12 protein-coding genes are annotated in these 17495 nt (G+C 73.2%); 5 read left to right on the forward strand and 7 right to left on the reverse strand.

What is annotated here, in order from left to right; genetic code table 11:
• The first annotated feature begins 159 nt into the window (after nucleotides 1-159).
• Complete coding sequence (locus ABWK59_RS21805) at nucleotides 160-1122, forward strand: zinc-binding dehydrogenase (protein ID WP_354642293.1); 963 nt, start codon at nucleotides 160-162, stop codon at nucleotides 1120-1122.
• Nucleotides 1123-1237: 115 nt separating this feature from the next.
• Here ABWK59_RS21805 and ABWK59_RS21810 read toward each other — a convergent pair whose 3' ends face one another.
• From ABWK59_RS21810 to ABWK59_RS21840, 7 genes are all read right to left on the reverse strand, one after another.
• Nucleotides 1238-2257: a PadR family transcriptional regulator gene (locus ABWK59_RS21810; protein WP_354642294.1), complete on the reverse strand. Its 1020-nt coding sequence runs from the start codon at nucleotides 2255-2257 to the stop codon at nucleotides 1238-1240.
• A 1-nt stretch (nucleotide 2258) separates the two neighbouring features.
• Complete coding sequence (locus ABWK59_RS21815) at nucleotides 2259-3167, reverse strand: DUF4097 family beta strand repeat-containing protein (RefSeq protein WP_354642295.1); 909 nt, start codon at nucleotides 3165-3167, stop codon at nucleotides 2259-2261.
• Nucleotides 3168-3357: 190 nt separating this feature from the next.
• Nucleotides 3358-3537, reverse strand: coding sequence for a DUF6104 family protein (locus ABWK59_RS21820; RefSeq protein WP_354642296.1), 180 nt, complete (start codon nucleotides 3535-3537; stop codon nucleotides 3358-3360).
• Between the two features lie 52 nt (nucleotides 3538-3589).
• Nucleotides 3590-5515: a serine/threonine-protein kinase gene (locus tag ABWK59_RS21825; RefSeq protein WP_354642297.1), complete on the reverse strand. Its 1926-nt coding sequence runs from the start codon at nucleotides 5513-5515 to the stop codon at nucleotides 3590-3592.
• Between the two features lie 201 nt (nucleotides 5516-5716).
• Nucleotides 5717-9460: a multifunctional oxoglutarate decarboxylase/oxoglutarate dehydrogenase thiamine pyrophosphate-binding subunit/dihydrolipoyllysine-residue succinyltransferase subunit gene (locus ABWK59_RS21830; RefSeq protein WP_354642298.1), complete on the reverse strand. Its 3744-nt coding sequence runs from the start codon at nucleotides 9458-9460 to the stop codon at nucleotides 5717-5719.
• 266 nt (nucleotides 9461-9726) lie between these two features.
• Nucleotides 9727-10869, reverse strand: a complete 1143-nt coding sequence (locus ABWK59_RS21835) for a HAMP domain-containing sensor histidine kinase (protein WP_354642299.1) — start codon at nucleotides 10867-10869, stop codon at nucleotides 9727-9729.
• A gap of 77 nt (nucleotides 10870-10946) precedes the next feature.
• Nucleotides 10947-11687, reverse strand: a complete 741-nt coding sequence (locus ABWK59_RS21840; protein ID WP_354642300.1) for a response regulator transcription factor — start codon at nucleotides 11685-11687, stop codon at nucleotides 10947-10949.
• Between the two features lie 522 nt (nucleotides 11688-12209).
• Between ABWK59_RS21840 and ABWK59_RS21845 the strand changes: the two genes are divergently transcribed.
• From ABWK59_RS21845 to ABWK59_RS21860, 4 genes are all read left to right on the forward strand, one after another.
• Nucleotides 12210-12884 carry a rhomboid-like protein gene (locus ABWK59_RS21845; protein WP_354642301.1) on the forward strand — a complete coding sequence of 225 codons (675 nt, stop codon included), beginning with the start codon at nucleotides 12210-12212 and terminating at the stop codon, nucleotides 12882-12884.
• Nucleotides 12885-13029: 145 nt separating this feature from the next.
• On the forward strand, nucleotides 13030-15426 hold the full coding sequence (gene lon, locus ABWK59_RS21850) for an endopeptidase La (RefSeq protein ID WP_354642302.1): 2397 nt from the start codon (nucleotides 13030-13032) through the stop codon (nucleotides 15424-15426).
• Between the two features lie 190 nt (nucleotides 15427-15616).
• Nucleotides 15617-16147: a GtrA family protein gene (locus ABWK59_RS21855; RefSeq protein WP_354642303.1), complete on the forward strand. Its 531-nt coding sequence runs from the start codon at nucleotides 15617-15619 to the stop codon at nucleotides 16145-16147.
• 53 nt (nucleotides 16148-16200) lie between these two features.
• On the forward strand, nucleotides 16201-17421 hold the full coding sequence (locus ABWK59_RS21860) for an ROK family transcriptional regulator (RefSeq protein WP_354642304.1): 1221 nt from the start codon (nucleotides 16201-16203) through the stop codon (nucleotides 17419-17421).
• Nucleotides 17422-17495: the final 74 nt, after the last annotated feature.

Here is a 17495-nt window from a genome sequence, read left to right on the forward strand (position 1 = left end):
ACACAGCAGGGGCGAGGGGAACCGTGCGCGGACGGAAGGTGCCGACCTCCACCTTCCGTCCGGCGCGGATCCCCGCGCCCCTGCGTGCTGTTCCCGGTAGCGCAGCTCACACCGTTGCGTGGTATCCCGGTCGCCCTCCGCGACGCTAGTGTCCGGGTCATGTTCGCTGCCTACGCCGCACGTATCGACGCCGACGACCCGCTGAGCGCACTGGAACTGGGCGAGCTCCCCGAGCCGGAGGCCCGCCCGGGCTGGAGCGTGGTCACCGTCAAGGCCGCCACCCTCAACCACCACGACCTGTGGTCCCTGCGCGGGGTCGGCCTGCCGGCCGAGCGGCTGCCGATGATCCTCGGCTGCGACGCCGCCGGCGTGGACGAGCACGGCAACGAGGTGGTCATCCACTCCGTCATCGGCCAGAGCGGGCACGGGGTCGGCCCCGGCGAGCCGCGGTCCATCCTCACCGAGCGCTACCAGGGCACCTTCGCCCAGAAGGTGGCCGTCCCGACCTGGAACCTGCTGCCCAAGCCGGCCGGACTCAGCTTCGAGCAGGCCGCCTGCCTGCCCACCGCCTGGCTGACCGCGTACCGGATGCTCTTCACCAACGCCGGCGTCAAGCCCGGCGACACCGTCCTGGTGCAGGGCGCCGGCGGCGGGGTGTCCACCGCGCTCGTGGTGCTGGCCAAGGCGGCCGGCCTGCGGGTCTGGGTCACCGGCCGGGACGAGGCCAAGCGGGCCCGGGCCGTGGAGCTCGGGGCGGACGCCGCGTTCGAGAGCGGGGCGCGGCTGCCCGAGCGGGTGGACGCGGTGATGGAGACCGTCGGCGCGGCCACCTGGTCGCACTCGGTCAAGTCGCTGCGGCCGGGCGGGACGATCGTCATCTCCGGCGCGACGTCCGGGCCGAGCCCGAAGGCGGCCGAGCTGAACCGGATCTTCTTCCTGGAGCTCAAGGTGGTCGGCTCGACCATGGGGACCAAGGAGGAGCTGGCGGGGCTGCTCGCGCTGTGCGGCAACAGCGGGGTGCGGCCGGTGATCGACTCCGTGCAGCCGCTCACCGAGGCGCGGGACGCGTTCGCGCGGCTCGCGAAGGGCGACGTGTTCGGGAAGATCGTGCTGACGCCCTGACCGGGCGGGGTTCACCAGTTGAGGGGTGAACCCCCTCGGGGGCGCGGGAACTGCGCGCGGCGGAGGTTACGGTCCGCGGTGGTTTTTCGCGCAGTTCCCCGCGCCCCTGGGGGGTTCAGTGGAGGCGGTCGAGGGCCGCGGCCAGGACCGCCTGGGCGCGGGTGAGGTGGGCCGGGGTGACGCCGGTGTCGCGGGCGGCGTCGCGGACCTGGTCGCGGAAGCGGTCCAGCAGGCGCTCCAGCTCGCGGGCCGGGTCGCCGGCGGGGTCGGTCCGGGCCCAGTCGGGGAGGTCCGCGGTGGCGGGCTCCTCCTCGTCCAGGTCGATCCGGGTGACCTTGGCGTCCTTGACGTCCTCGCCGTGGTGCGGGTGGCCCCACTTGGCGGCGTCCGCCAGCGAGCCGAGGCCCCGGGTGAGTTCGGCCAGGCCCTCGGCCAGGCCGGTGGACCAGTCGCCGCGGGCGCTGTGCTCCCTGACCTGCTCCTCGACCCGCTTCTTCAGGCGGAGCGCCTCCTGCTGCGCGGCACTCCGTGCGGCCTTGGACTGCTCGCGCAGCCGGCGGGCCTCCGCCTCGGCGGCGCGGGCCTTCTCCTTGGCGGCCTTCTCCTGCTCCCGGGCCCGCTTGGCCTGCTCCTTGGCCTGGGTCTTGAACTGGGTGAACTCCTCCTTGGCGCGCTGCCAGGACTCCTTGTCGCCCCACGGTCCCGCCCACGGGTCGCCCGTCTTCCCGCCGCGTTCGGCGGGACGCCCGGAGGCCTGCTCGGCGGTGCCCCAGAGCTCCTCGCGGAGGTCCTTGGCGCTGTCCCGGACGTCCTCGCGGATCGCGCCGGCCAGCTGGGCGACGGACTCGCGGATCTCCACCTCCAGCTCGGCGAGCTCGCCCTGGCGGTCCGCCAGTTCGGCCCGCCCGGCGTCGGTGAGCCGGTAGACCTTGCGGCCGCCCTCGGTGCTGTGGGTGACCAGGCCCTCCTTCTCCAGCTTGGCGAGCCGCGGGTAGACGGTCCCGGCGGAGGGGGCGTACAGGCCCTGGAAGCGTTCCTCCAGCAGGCGGATCACCTCGTAGCCGTGCCGCGGGGACTCGTCGAGCAGCTTCAGCAGGTACAGGCGGAGTCGGCCGTGGCCGAAGACGGGCGTCATGTCAGATCTCCTTGCCGGGCTCGGGCTCGTCCAGGGCGGGGCCGGCCGGGAGTTCCTTGGTGAGGACCGGGCGGTCGTCGTCGGCGTCCGGGCGGCGCTGCACGGTGACGGCGCCGGAGACGGTGGTGACCTGGAGCCGGCCGGTGCCGGAGCCGAGCTGGCCGGAGAGCTTGCGGGCGCCCCAGCTGCCGTTGACGGTGAGCTCCTCGAAGGTGCTGGTGAGGTCGCCGCTGGTGCTGCCGGCCTCGACCCGGGCGTCGGCGAGCGAGGGCAGCCGGACGCCGACCGCGCCGCTGACCGTGGTGACCCGGATGTCGGTGGGGTTGGCCACGTCCAGGTCGAGGGTGACCGCGCCGCTCACCGAGTTGGCCAGGATCTTCTCGGCGGCGCCGGCGACCAGGGTGACCCCGCCGGAGACGGTGTTGACCTTGAGGTCGCCCGCGACCCGCTGGGCGGCGATCTCGCCGGAGACGGTGTTGGCGACGATGTGGCCGGAGAGCCCGACCAGGGTGGTGTCGCCGCTGGCGCCGTGCACCGCCACCTCGCCGGCGATGCCGGAGACGGTGGTGTCGGCGGAGACGCTGCCCAGCTTGACCTCCGACCCGGCGGGCACGGTCAGCGAGACCACGGCCCGGCGCTTGCGGCGCAGGGACCCGAAGAAGGACTTCACGGAGTCGATCGACTTCAGCTCGCTCAGGCTGTGCCAGTGGAGGTCCTTGTACGCGACGGTGAGCACCCCGTCCTCCAGCGTGACCTGCAGCGGCTCGCCCTCCAGCTCGCTCACCTCCAGGCGGGCCGGGCCCTCCGCGGCGACCACGTTGACCGTGCCGCCGACGATCCTGACGTGCAGGGTGCCGACCGGCTCGTCGAAGGTGATCTTCTCCGGCTCGCTGACCGTCCACTCGCTCATGACTCAGTCCTCCCGTTCGCGATGTATCGCGTTTCTCTGAGATTCACGATATATCGCGTATCGCGGATGTCAAGCACCGGTGACGGAAGCCACCCCGCCACGTCGCCCCACCGGCCCACTCGCTCCGGGAACGACGGAACGGCCCGGGAGGCGGTTGCCTCCCGGGCCGTTCCGGTGGATCAGCGGCTGGTCACTCGTCGTCCTCGTCGTCCAGCCGGGCCAGCCAGGTGGCCAGCCGCTCGACCGGCACCTCGAAGTCCGGGTTGAGGTCGACGAACTCGCGCAGGCGCTCGGCCAGCCACTCGAAGGTGACCTCCTCGTCGCCCTTGCGGCTCTCCAGCTCCTCGATGCCGCGGTCGGTGAAGTACACGATGTGCTCCGGTGATGGTGGTGATCGACCAGGTCAGGATAGTCCCGGAGGGTCAGCCGTCGTTGCGGTAGTAGCTGACCGAGACCTTCACCGCCGAGCTGCTGTTGTTGCCCTGCTCGACGACCTTCACGATCGCCACCCCGCCGTTGCTGCGGTTGCGGACGCAGAACAGCCGCCCGGGCGGCAGGTCGTCGTACTTCAGCTCGGCCACCGGGGACTGCTCGATCCCGGTGGCGCACTGCTGCGGGGTCAGGCCGGCGTCGCGGGTGATGAAGACGTCCGAGCTGCTCGGCCAGTTGAAGTGCCCGTAGCTCGGCTCCAGCGCCCAGGACGGGTTGGTCGAGTCGGCGACCACCGTGCCGCTCGGCAGGTCGAAGCTGTAGGTGTAGGTCGGGGCGTACAGCTCCCGGTTCTCGTAGACCAGCGTGTACTTGGCGCCCGCGTTCGGCAGGGAGGCGTTGCTACTCGGCCCGGTCTTGCCGGAGCCGCTCTTGCTCGCGCTCGCGCTTGCACTCGGGCTCGCCGCGGTGCCGGTCGCGGTCGGTGAGGACTGCGGCTGCGGGCTCTGCGGCTGGGGGCTCTGCGCGGCCGAGTCGCCGGACTTGCCGCCCGCCTGGGAGCTGCCGGTGCCGCGGTTCGAGTCCTTCAGCTTGTTCATCAGCACCACGCCGCCCGCGGTACCGCCGAGCACCATCACCAGCGAGACCACCAGCAGGGTCTTCCAGGACACCCCCTTGCGGCGCGGCTCGGGCGCGGCCGGAGGCTGCTGGGTCACCACCGGGCCGGGCGGCGGGGTGTCGAAGGACTGCTCCTGGTGCTGCACCTGGACGGTCGGCGTGGGCGGCGGCACCGGCGCGGTGTACGCCTCGGCCTGCGGCAGCGGCGGCCCGTACGCACCGATCGGCGGCGGCACGAAACCGGCCGGCGCCCCGGCCGGCGCGGCCGGCGGGCCCGCCGGGACGGTCGGCGCGGTGGCCGGAGGCGCGGGGGTGGCGCCCGACGGCGGGCCGGCCGGGGCCGGCGGGACGGTCGGCGCCACCGGCAGCGGGGTCGGCGGGGTCTTCGGCAGGTCGGACCGGCGGGTGATCTCGGTGTTGATCTGGGCCGGCAGCCAGTCGTCGGTGAACCGCAGCTGCCCGCCCACCGACCGGTGGTTGCGGGCGACCTCGATGATCTCGGCCGGCGTCGGACGGTCCTCCGGCGACTTGGCCAGGCACCGCAGGACCAGCTCCCGCAGGTCCGCCGGGACGCCGTCGAGGTCCGCCGGCTCGTGCACCACCCGGTACAGCACCGCGGTCTCCGGGCCCTCGCCGAACGGCGGCACCCCGCTCGCCACGTACGCGGCCAGCGCGCCCAGCGCGAACACGTCGGTGGCCGGGGTGACCGGGCGGCCCTGGGCCTGCTCCGGCGCCATGAAGGCGGGCGAGCCGATCCGGAAGCCCGTCCCGGTGAGTGCGGTGGCGTCGGCCGCCCGGGCGATGCCGAAGTCGATCACGCGCGGGCCGTCCCCGGCGATCAGCACGTTGGCCGGCTTGAGGTCGCGGTGCACCACCTCGACGCCGTGGATCGCCTGCAGCGCCTCGGCGATGCCGCCCATCAGCAGCAGCACCGTCCGCACCGGCAGCGCCCCGTGCTCCCGCACCACCTGCTGCAGCGACGGACCGGGCACGTACGCGGTGACCAGCCAGGGCGACTCGGCGTCCGGACCGGAGTAGTCGATCACCTGGGCGGTGTACAGGCCGTGGATCCGCTGCGCGTTGGTGACCTCGGCGGCGAACCGGCGGCGGAACTCCGAGTCCTCGGCGAACTCCGGGCGCACCACCTTCAGCGCCACCGGCCGCCCGCCCGGCGTGTACGAGAGGTACACCCGGCCCATCCCGCCCGCGCCGAGCCGGGCGAACAGCCGGTAGCCGCCGACCTCCCGCGGGTCGTCGGGGAGCAGCGGCTGGAAGATCGGTGGCAGCGAATCGGCGGTCATGCGGTGGTTCCCCCTGGGGCGCGCGGTCTGTCGGCCCCCACCGTAGTGGTTCCGGGGGCGTCCGGCTGACGGGGGAACAGTTTGGTTACCCGGGTGAGACGTTGGGGGCCGCCACCGCCGGACGGGCGTCCGGACGCCGGGAACGGCGAGGGGCCCGCCCCCCGCGTGCGCGGGAGACGGGCCCCGGTGGAGCCTCGGGCGTCAGATCGAGAAGACCTCGTCGAGGAGCGCCTGCTGCTCGGCGGCGTGCCGCTTGGCCGAGCCCACCGCCGGGGCGGAGGAGGCCGTGCGGGCGACGCGGCGCAGACGGGGACCGCCCGCGCTGCGGCCGATGACGACCTGCAGGTGGTCGACCAGGTTCATCGCGATGAACGGCCAGGCACCCTGGTTCGCCGGCTCCTCCTGCGCCCAGATGAACTGGACGTTGTCGCCGTACTTGGCCAGCTCCTCCTGGAGCTCGGCCACCGGCAGCGGGTAGAGCCGCTCCAGGCGGACGATCGCCGTGTCGGTGACACCGCGCTCGGCCCGGGCCCCCTCCAGGTCGTAGTAGAACTTGCCGGAGGTGATGACCACCTTGCGGACGCCTGCCGGGTCCACGGTGGTGTCACCGATGACCGGGCGGAACGAGCCGGACAGGAACTCGGTCGTGGCCGAGGCCGCCGCCTTCAGACGCAGCATCGACTTCGGGGTGAAGACGACCAGCGGCTTGTGGTGCGGGTTGTGGACCTGCCACCGCAGGAGGTGGAAGTAGTTCGACGGCAGGGTCGGCATGGCCACCGTCATGTTGTTCTGCGCGCACAGCTGGAGGAAGCGCTCCGGGCGGGCGGACGAGTGGTCCGGGCCCTGGCCCTCGTAGCCGTGCGGCAGCAGCAGGGTGACGCCGGAGTGCTGGCCCCACTTCTGCTCGGCCGAGGCGATGTACTCGTCGACCATGGTCTGCGCGCCGTTGACGAAGTCGCCGAACTGCGCCTCCCACATGACCAGCGCGTTCGGTCGGGTCAGCGAGTAGCCGTACTCGAAGCCCATCGCCGCGTACTCCGACAGCAGGCTGTCGTAGACGGTGTAGCGGGCCTGGTCCTCGGTCAGGTACAGCAGCGGGGTGTAGTCCTCGCCGCTGTTGCGGTCGATCAGCACCGCGTGGCGCTGGCCGAAGGTGCCGCGGCGGCTGTCCTGGCCGGCCAGGCGGACCGGGTGGCCCTCCATCAGCAGCGAGCCGATGGCCAGGGTCTCGCCCATCGCCCAGTCGATGGTGTTGTCCTCGACCGAGCCGGCGCGGCGCTGCAGCTGCGGCAGCAGGCGCGGGTGGACGGACAGCCAGTCCGGCAGGTTGACCTGCGAGGAGGCGATCCGCTTCACCATCTCCTCGGAGATGCCGGTCTGGATGGAGACCGGGAAGTCCGCGACCGGCTTGCCGTTGGCGGCGGCGGTCTGCGCGTGGGCGGCCTCGCGGACCTCGGAGAAGACCTTCTCCAGCTGGCCCTGGAAGTCCTGGAGCGCCTGCTCCGCCTCTTCCATGGTGATGTCGCCGCGACCGATCAGCGCCTCGGTGTACAGCTTGCGCACCGAGCGCTTCTTGTCGATCAGGTCGTACATCAGCGGCTGGGTGAACGACGGGTTGTCGGCCTCGTTGTGACCGCGGCGGCGGTAGCAGATGAGGTCGATCACGACGTCCTTGTGGAACGCCTGGCGGAACTCGAAGGCGAGCCGCGCGACGCGGACCACGGCCTCCGGGTCGTCGCCGTTCACGTGGAAGATCGGCGCCTCGATCATCCGGGCGACGTCGGTGCAGTACATCGACGAGCGCGAGGACGCCGGCGGGGCGGTGAAGCCGACCTGGTTGTTGACCACCACGTGCACGGTGCCGCCGGTGCGGTAGCCGCGCAGCTGCGACATGTTCAGGGTCTCCGCGACCACGCCCTGGCCCGCGAAGGCCGCGTCGCCGTGGATCTGCAGCGGCAGCACCGGGAAGGTGGTGCCGCCCTGGTCCAGGATGTCCTGCTTGGCGCGGGCGATGCCCTCGACGACCGGGTCCACGGCCTCCAGGTGGGAGGGGTTCGCGGCGAGCGAGACCTTGATGGTCTCGCCGTCCAGGCCGGTGAAGGTGCCCTCGGCGCCCAGGTGGTACTTCACGTCGCCGGAGCCGTGCATCGACTTCGGGTCGAGGTTGCCCTCGAACTCGCCGAAGATCTTGCCGTACGGCTTGCCGACGATGTTCGCCAGCACGTTCAGGCGGCCGCGGTGGGCCATGCCGATGACGGCCTCGTCGAGGCGGTGCTCGGCGGCGGCGTCGATGGTGGCGTCCAGCAGCGGGATGAGGGACTCGCCGCCCTCCAGCGAGAAACGCTTCTGGCCGACGTACTTCGTCTGCAGGAAGGTCTCGAAGGCCTCGGCCGAGTTCAGCCGGCGCAGGATGCGCAGCTGCTCCTCGCGCTCCGGCTTGGTGTACGGCTTCTCCAGGCGCTCCTGCAGCCACTTGCGCTGCTTCGGGTCCTGGATGTGCATGTACTCGATGCCGACGGTGCGGCAGTAGGTGTTGCGCAGCAGACCGAGGATGTCGCGGAGCTTCATCATCTTCTGGCCGCCGAAGCCGCCGACCGCGAACTCCCGCTCCAGGTCCCACAGGGTGAGGCCGTGCGTGGTGACGTCCAGGTCGGGGTGCTTGCGCTGCTTGTACTCCAGCGGGTCGGTGTCGGCCATCAGGTGGCCGCGCACGCGGTACGCGTGGATCAGCTCCATGACGCGGGCGGTCTTGTTGACCTCGTCGTCGTGGGTGGCGGCCACGTCGGTGGCCCAGCGGACCGGCTCGTACGGGATCCGCAGCGACTCGAAGACCTCGTCGTAGAAGCCGTTCTCACCGAGCAGCAGCTGGTGGATCGAGCGCAGGAACTCGCCCGACGCCGCGCCCTGGATGACGCGGTGGTCGTAGGTCGAGGTCAGCGTCATGATCTTGGAGACGCCGAGGCGGGCCAGCGTGTCGGGGGAGGAGCCCTGGAACTCGGCCGGGTACTCCATGGCGCCGACGCCGACGATGGTGCCCTGGCTCTGCATCAGGCGCGGGACCGAGTGGACGGTGCCGATGCCGCCGGGGTTGGTCAGCGAGACCGTGACGCCGGTGAAGTCGTCCATGGTCAGCTTGTTGGCGCGGGCCCGGCGGACGATGTCCTCGTAGGCCTGCCAGAAGCCGAAGAAGTCCAGGGTCTCGGCCTTCTTGATGGCCGCGACGACCAGCTGGCGCTCGCCGTTCGGCTTCACCAGGTCGATGGCGAGGCCGAGGTTCACGTGCTCCGGCTTGACCAGGTACGCCTTGCCGCCGTCCACCTTGTAGCTGTGGTTCATGCCCGGGTTGGCCTTGATGGCCTGGACCAGGGCGTAGCCGATCAGGTGGGTGAACGAGACCTTGCCGCCGCGGGCGCGCTGCAGGTGGTTGTTGATGACGATGCGGTTGTCGATCAACAGCTTGGCCGGGACGGCGCGCACCGAGGTGGCGGTCGGGACCTCCAGCGAGGCGTCCATGTTGGTGGCCACGGCCTTCGCCGGGCCGCGCAGCTGGACGAGCTCGGGGCCGCTCTCCGCGGCCGGCGCCGCCGCGGCAGCCGGGACGGCGGCCTTGGGCGCGGGCGGGGCGGCCGGGGCGGCGGCGAGCGGCGCGGGCGCCGGGGTCACCGGCGCGGCCGGTGCGGCGGGAGCGGGCGCGGCCGGCGCTGCGGCGGGAGCACTGGCAGGGGCAGCAACGGTGGTCGGCGTGGGGCCGACCGGGGTCGCGGCCTGGGTCACGGGAGTCACCTCGGTACCGGGCTTGTAGTCGGCGAAAAAGTCCCACCAGGCTCGGTCGACCGAGTTGGGATCCTGGAGGTACTGCTGGTAGATCTCGTCGACGAGCCACTCATTGGGGCCGAAGCCAGTGGAGCTTGCCGAGCTGCTGGGGGTTTCAGGGTGTGGCGACATCGGGGCAACCGCCCTCTTCCGCTTCCTTTTGGATGGTTGGACAGCGGGGATTAAGGCTACGCCTCCCACCAGTGATCGCGCAGTCCCCCCTGGCCAGGCGTCGCCCAGATCACAGTCCCGAGGTCCATTTTGGCTGAATCCGCGCGTTAGAACCGCTCGGGGAGCGGGAACAAAAGATCCCCTCTCGATCGCCACAACGCCTGAAAATAGGACAAAGGCGCCGATCATGGGGGTGATCGGCGCCGAATGTCCCAGTTGTGTGACAACTACACGGGGATCCGGGCCTCACCCGGCAGGGTGACCTCGATCATGCAGCCCCGGGCCGCCTCGGCCACCCGGATCTCGCCGCCGTGCAGGTCGACCGCCCAGCGGGCGATGGCCAGGCCCAGTCCGGTGCCGCCGTCCGCACCCGGGCCGGTCGCGGTGGCGGTGCCGCTGCGGCCGAACCGCTCGAACACCCGCTCGCGGTCCTCGGCCGGGATGCCCGGGCCCTGGTCCTCGACCTCCAGCCGGAGGGCGCCCGGCCCCTGCCCGGCCCGGGCCCGCACGGTCACCGTGCCGCCGGTGGGCGAGTGCTTGCAGGCGTTGTCCACCAGGTTGGCCACCACCTGGTGCAGCCGCTCCGGGTCGGCGACGGCCGCCAGCGTCCCCGGTTCCACGTCCAGTGCCAGCCGGACGTCCCCGCGGCGGGCCCAGGCGCCGCCCGCGGTCGCGCCGTCCACGGTCACCCCGCGCAGCACGCCGTCCAGGAACGGGCGGACGTCGAACGGGCGGGCGTCCAGCGGCACCACGCCGTCGTCCAGCTTGGAGAGGTCCAGCAGGTGGGTGACCAGCCGGCCGAGCCGCTCGGTCTGCTCCAGCGCGGCGCCCAGGGTCCTCGGATCGGGCCGGACCACGCCGTCCACCACGTTCTCCAGCACCCCGCGCAGCGCCGCGATCGGCGTGCGCAGCTCGTGCGAGACGTTGGCGATCAGCTCCCGGCGGTGCCGGTCGGCGGCCTCCAGATCGGCCGCCATCAGATTGAAGGTGTCGGCGAGTTCGCCGATCTCGTCCCGGGAGGCGACGTCCACCCGGGCGCTGTAGTCGCCGGCGGCCATCGCGCGGGCCGCGGCGGTCATGTCGCGCAGCGGGGCGGTCAGCCCGTGCGCGAGGAACTGCATGAACAGCAGGGACGCGATGATCGAGAAGATCATGATGATCCGGATCTGCGTCTCGGACCGGATCGCGACCACCACCATGCCGGTGGCCAGCACCACCGACACGACCACCAGCAGGGCCAGCTTGCCCTTGATCGAGCGGACCGGGTCGAACGGCCTCATGTCGGCCCAGACGCGCCGCGCGGCACGCGCGGCCAGGCCGGAGCCCGGGGTGCGCTGGGCATCCCCGTTGCGTTGCTGTGGGAAGGTCATGGTGCTCCTGGTCGTCCCCCGAACAGTGCGGCACCCTACGGCGCGGGCCCCCCGGTGGCCCGACGCCGTGACGGCCGTTACGCGAGCGGTGCCTCCAGGGCGTACCCGACGCCGTGCACCGTACGGATCCAGCTGGCGCCGATCTTCCGGCGCAGCGCCTTCACATGGCTGTCGACCGTGCGGGTGCCGGAGGCGTCCGTCCAGTCCCAGACCTCGGCGAGCAGCTGCTCGCGGGTGAGCACGGCCCGCGGCTGCGCGGCCAGGCAGGCCAGCAGGTCGAACTCGGTGGGCGTCAGGTGGACGTCGCCCGAGCCGAGGCGCACCCGGCGCTGCACGTGGTCGATCTCCAGTTCGCCGAAGCGCAGCGAGCCGAGCGCCGGCGTCCGGGCCGCCTGCTGGGCCCGCTCCACGCGGCGCAGCAGCACGTTCACCCGGGCCGCGAGCTCGCGCATGGAGAACGGCTTGGTCATGTAGTCGTCCGCACCGACGCCGAGGCCGACCAGCAGGTCCGTCTCGTCGTCGCGGGCGGTCAGCATCAGCACCGGCACCGGGCGCTGGGCCTGGATCCGGCGGCACACCTCGAGGCCGTCGAAGCCGGGCAGCATGATGTCCAGGACCACGAGGTCCGGCTGCCAGGTGTGGAAGCCGTCGACGGCACCCGGGCCGTCGTGGGCCACCGCGACCTTGAACCCCTCGGCGCCCAGGCGGGCGGCGATGGACTCCGCGATGGTCGGCTCGTCCTCGACGACGAGCACCCGTCGCTGGGTACCCACCGTGGTACCCGTGCTGCTGGAGCTGTCCTGCTGAATTTCTGTCACGGTCACGCCACCGCCCCCAGGGCTGCGGGCCGGCCGCCTGTGGGGACGGCGGGCTCCGCGTCGTAGTCGTCTTGTTCCGTCGTGGGCCGTGTCCGGCCCGCTGTCGTCCGCAGGGGCCGTTCCGCCGTCGGCCTTCCTGCGCACCGGCACGCCGTCGGACGACGTGCCGTACCGCACCCCTCGCAGAGTACGGACAACGCGAGCGTTCCGGCAGGTGGGCCGGGACACTTCGGGCCCGGGACCGGTGGCAAACGCCACCGGCTCTCGGGCCGGTGCCGGTCCTGGGCGGACCGGGCACGGGGCGATACCTTACCCGGCGAATTTGGCGCCCGTAACGGTATGTATGCACCCCAACTGGACTTTCCGCTCGCCCCCTTCCGGCTACTCGTCCGTAAACAGAGCGCTGGTACGGACCAGGTGGCGGCCGCGTGCGGTCGGTGTGCGTCCGATCTTCACAGCTCATCCCCAGCCCGTTCCCAGGTGGCCAACGTATCGTGGTCACGACAAAGCGCGCAGGGAGGTGTGACGATCCGCCACATCCTGCGTCGGCTCGCGTCCGCCGTGCCCACACCGCGGCGCAACCCCTTCGCGCTCGGGTACCTGGCGGTCCTGCTCGGCACCACGCTGCTGGCCCGCTTCGGCGACCCGGAGCTGGTGCGGCGGCTGCAGGTGGCCTCCAGCTCCGACGCGCACAACCTGCTCGACCACCCGCTGCTGGCGCTGACCGCCAGTGGGCTGTGGGTGGCCGGCCCGGTGTGGATGCCGTACTTCTGGGCCTTCCTGCTCACCGTCGCCCCGCTGGAGCGCCGGGTCGGCGGCCTGCGCGCCGCCGGGGTGGTGGCCGCCGGGCACATCGGGGCCACCCTGGTCTCGCAGCTGGTGGTGGTCGTCGCGGTGGCCTCCGGCGGTCAGCCCGCCGAGGCGCTCGACGCCCTGGACATCGGGGTCAGTTACGGAGTGCTGGCCGGCCTGGGCGCCGTCGCCGGACTCCTCGCGCCCCCCGGGCGCCTCCTCGCCCTGGCGTGCGCCTCCGCCCTCCTCCTGGACCAGATCCTCACCGACCGGGACCTGGTCACCGGCGTCGGGCACCCGACCGCCCTGCTGATCGGCATCGCCTGCTGGCCGGCCCTGCGCCGGCGCCGCCCGCTCCGGGCCCGTCGCCGCCCGGTCCGGGCCACCTCCGCCCCCAGCTCCTGACCCCTTTTCTTTATGGGCCGTCGCTTCACGGCGGTGTTCCCGCACGTCCCAGGCCGATCGCTCAGAGCGAACAGCGGGCGGGGAACAACGCCGCTCCTCCAATCCTTAGTCAGGTCAACTCAACTTCGCTGACTGGGGAGAGATCATGGCATCGACGTCCACTCCGCTCACCCTGCCCGTGCTGCCGCTCGACGACGAGGTCGTGCTCCCCGGCATGGTCGTGCCCCTGGACCTGTCCGACGCCGAGGTGCGTGCCGCCGTCGAGGCCGCCCGGGCCGGTACGAGGGGTGTGGGCAAGCCGCAGGTCCTGCTGGTCCCACGGCTGGACGGCTCGTACGGAGCGGTCGGCACCCTGGCCACCGTCGAGCAGGTCGGCCGCCTCGCCGACGGCGACCCCGCCGCCCTGGTCCGCGCCGTCCGCCGGCTGCGGATCGGCGCCGGCACCACCGGCCCCGGCGCCGCCCTCTGGGTGGAGACCGCGGCCTTCCGCGAGTCCGACCCTGGCCTGCCGGTGGCCGGCCGGGCCGCCGAGCTGGTCAAGGAGTACAAGGCCCTCGCCACCCAGTGGCTGCGCCGCCGCGGCGCCTGGCAGATCGTCGACCGCGTCGCCGCCATCGAAGGGGTCGGCGAGCTCGCCGACAACATCGGCTACGCGCCCTTCGCGACCGCCGAGCAGAAGCTGAAGGTGCTGCTGGAGGCCGACCAACTGGCCCGCCTGGAGTACGCCCTGCAGCTGATGCGCGACCACCTCGCCGAGGAGGAGGTCAACGACACCATCCGCAAGGACGTCGAGGAGGGCGTGGCCAAGCAGCAGAAGGAGTTCCTGCTCCGCCGCCAGCTGGAGGCCGTCCGCAAGGAGCTGGCCGAGCTGAACGGCGAGTCCGGCTCCGAGGAGGAGGACTACCGCGCCCGGGTGGAGGCCGCCGCGCTGCCCGAGAAGGTCCGCGAGGCCGCCCTCAAGGAGGTGGACAAGCTGGAGCGGGCCAGCGACCAGTCCCCCGAGGGCTCCTGGATCCGCACCTGGCTGGACACCGTCCTGGAGCTGCCTTGGAACGAGCGCTCCGAGGACGCGTACGACATCGCCGGCGCCCGGGGCGTGCTGGACGCCGACCACGCGGGCCTGGCGGACGTGAAGGACCGCATCGTCGAGTACCTGGCGGTGCGCAAGCGCCGCGCCGACCAGGGGCTCGGGCAGATCGGCGGCCGGCGCGGCGGGGCCGTGCTCGCCCTGGTCGGCCCGCCCGGCGTCGGCAAGACCTCGCTCGGCGAGTCGGTGGCCCGCGCCATGGGCCGCTCCTTCGTCCGGGTCGCCCTGGGCGGCGTCCGCGACGAGGCCGAGATCCGCGGCCACCGCCGCACCTACGTCGGCGCGCTGCCCGGCCGGATCGTCCGGGCGATCAAGGAGGCCGGCTCGATGAACCCGGTCGTCCTGCTCGACGAGATCGACAAGGTCGGCTCCGACTACCGCGGCGACCCGGCGGCCGCCCTGCTCGAAGTGCTCGACCCGGCCCAGAACCACACCTTCCGCGACCACTACCTGGAGGTCGAGCTGGACCTCTCCGATGTGGTCTTCCTCGCCACCGCCAACGTGCTGGAGGCCATCCCCGAGCCGCTGCTCGACCGGATGGAGCTGGTCCGGCTGGACGGCTACACCGAGGACGAGAAGGTGGTCATCGCCCGCGACCACCTGCTGCCCCGGCAGCTGGGCAGGGCCGGGCTGAGGTCCGAGGAGGTCTCGGTGGACGAGCCCGCCCTGCGCCGGCTCGCCGGCGAGTACACCCGTGAGGCCGGCGTCCGGAACCTGGAGCGCTCGATCGCCCGCATCCTGCGGAAGATCGCCGCGCAGAGCGAGCTCGGCGAGCGCGAGCTGCCCGCCGCGATCGGCGCGGAGGACCTGCGGGCGCTGATCGGGCGTCCGCACCACACCCCCGAGTCCGCCCAGGAGCCCGCCGAGCGGCGCACCGCCGTCCCGGGCGTGGCCACCGGCCTCGCGGTGACCGGCGCGGGCGGCGACGTCCTCTACATCGAGGCCTCGCTCGCCGACGCCGAGACCGGCTCCACCGGGCTGACCCTCACCGGGCAGCTGGGCGAGGTGATGAAGGAGTCCGCCCACATCGCCCTCTCCTACCTGCGCTCACGCGGCGCCGAACTGGAGCTGCCGGTCACCGGCCTGCGGGAGCGCGGCATCCACCTGCACGTGCCGGCCGGCGCCGTCCCCAAGGACGGCCCGAGCGCGGGCATCACCATGACCACCGCGCTGGCCTCGCTGCTCTCCGGGCGGAAGGTCCGGACGGACGTGGCGATGACCGGTGAGGTGTCGCTGACCGGGCGGGTGCTGCCGATCGGCGGGGTGAAGCAGAAGCTGCTCGCCGCGGACCGGGCCGGGATCACCACCGTGGTCATCCCCAAGCGGAACGAGCCCGACCTGGACGACGTGCCGGGCGAGGTGCTGGAGCGGCTGACCGTCCACCCGGTGGCGGACGTCCGGGAGGTGCTGAAGCTGGCGCTGGAGCCGGCGGAGGTGCTGGCGGCCGTCGGCTGACCGGTCGGCCGCTGACGGGCGCGGAGCGCGGGGGACCGCGCGTGGTGGAGGAGTGTGTCGCCTGCCCTTCCACCGCGCGCGGTCCCCGCGCCCATGGCGTCCCGCCCACCGGCTCCCGGGGACGGAACCGGGTCACCCGGGCGGGTCCGCCGGGTGGGTGCCGGCCGCCGGTGCGTGCGACACTGCCGAAATGCCGTCCCCCACCCAGCGGGCCCTGGCCCGTGTGCCGGAGCGCTACCGCCCGTTCCTGGTGAAGCACCGGAAAGCGGTGAAGTTCCTGCTGGTCGGCGGCACCTGCTTCGTGCTGACCATGGCGGTCAACTACGGCCTCAAGCTGACCCTGCTGGAGCACAAGCCGGTCCTGGCCCTGACCATCGCGACCGTGATCGCCACCGTGGTGTCGTACGTGCTGAACCGGCAGTGGTCCTTCCGGGCCGCCGGGCGCAAGCAGGAGGCGGCCCTGTTCTTCCTGGTCAGCGCGCTGGCCGTCGGGGTCAACGACCTCCCGCTGGCCTTCTCCCGGTACGTCCTGGACCTGCGCCGGCCGTATGTCGGGCACGTCACCCAGGAGGTCGCGGACTTCGTCAGCGGAATGATCGTGGGGACGCTGCTGGCCATGGTGTTCCGGTTCTGGGCGATGAACCGCTTCGTCTTCACCCGCCTCTCGGCCCGGGTCAGCCCCGACCGGCGCCGGCCCGAGCGGGTCGGCCCCGGCGGCTGACCGGGCCGGCGGGGGGACCGGGCCGGCGGGGGACCGCGGCGGGAAGGAGCGGCATGCGGAGCGGACCGACCGGGCACCGCGGGGTGCGCCGCGGCAACCTGGCCCTGGTGCTCGGCGAGATCGCCGAGGGGTCGAGGTCCCGGGCCGACCTCGCCGCGATCACCGGGCTGACCCGGCCCGCGGTGTCCTCCCTGGTGGACGAGCTGACGGCTGCCCGTCTGGTCACCGAGAGCGGTCCCGCCGAACCCAGCGGCCGGGCCGGCCGCCCCGGCACCGCCCTCGCCCTCGACCCGCAGGGCCCCGCCGGGCTCGGCGCCGAGATCGGCCTCGACCACCTCGGCGCCTGCGTGGTCGACCTGTGCGGCGGGGTCCGCGCGCGGCGGCGGGTCGGGATCCGCAACCGCGGCCGCCACCCCGAGGGCGTCCTCGCCGACCTCGCCGAACTGCTGCGGCAGGTCGCCAGCGGGGAACCGCCCCGGCCCGCCGGACTGACCGTGGCCGTCCCCGGCCCGGTCGGCGCGGCCGAGGGCGTCCTGGAACGGTCCCCCGGGCTCGGCTGGCCGCCGCGGGTCCCGGTCGCCGCCGCACTCCGGGTCGCCCTCCGCGAGACCGGCGCCACCGAACTGGCCGCACTCCCCATCACCGTCGAGAACGACGCCAACCTCGGCGCCCTGGCCGAACTCCGGCTCGCCGACCGTCCCACCGACCTCTGCCACCTGCTGGCCGGGCCCGGGCTCGGCGCCGCCTTCCTGGTCGACGGCCGGCTGCTGCGCGGCGCCCGCGGGTTCGCCGGCGAGATCGCCCACCTGCCGGTCCGGCCGGACGGGCCCGCCTGCCCCTGCGGCGCCCGGGGATGCCTGGAGCAGTACGCGGGGGAGACGGCGGTGCTCGGCGCCGCGGGGCTGGGCGGGCGCGGAGGAAGGGGGCGGGCGGACTGGATCGAGGCGCTGGCTCAGCGGGCGGCGGCGGGGGACACGGCCGTCCGGGGCGCCCTGGCGACGGCCGGGGCGGCACTGGGGATCGCGGCGGCGGGGGTGGTGGACCTGGTGGATCCGGGGGCGGTGGTGCTGGGCGGCGGGTACGGGGAACTGGGGGAGTGGGTGGTGCCGGCGATGCGGGAGGAGATGGCGCGGCGCATCACCACCCGGCCCTGGCAGGACGACTGGCTCGCCGCCTCCCCGCTCGGCCGCCACGGCCCCCTCCTCGGCGCCGCCCTCCACGTCACCGCCACCGTCATCGCCGACCCTGGCCTCCTCACCGACGACGACGTCTGACCCGGGTGCACGGGGGTGGGCGGGCAGCGCCCGTGGGTCGCTCGCGCCCGGTGGGGCGGGGCTTTGCTTGGACT

Origin of the sequence: Kitasatospora sp. HUAS MG31 (genome assembly GCF_040571325.1) — a bacterium.
Classification (GTDB): Bacteria; Actinomycetota; Actinomycetes; order Streptomycetales; family Streptomycetaceae; genus Kitasatospora; species Kitasatospora camelliae.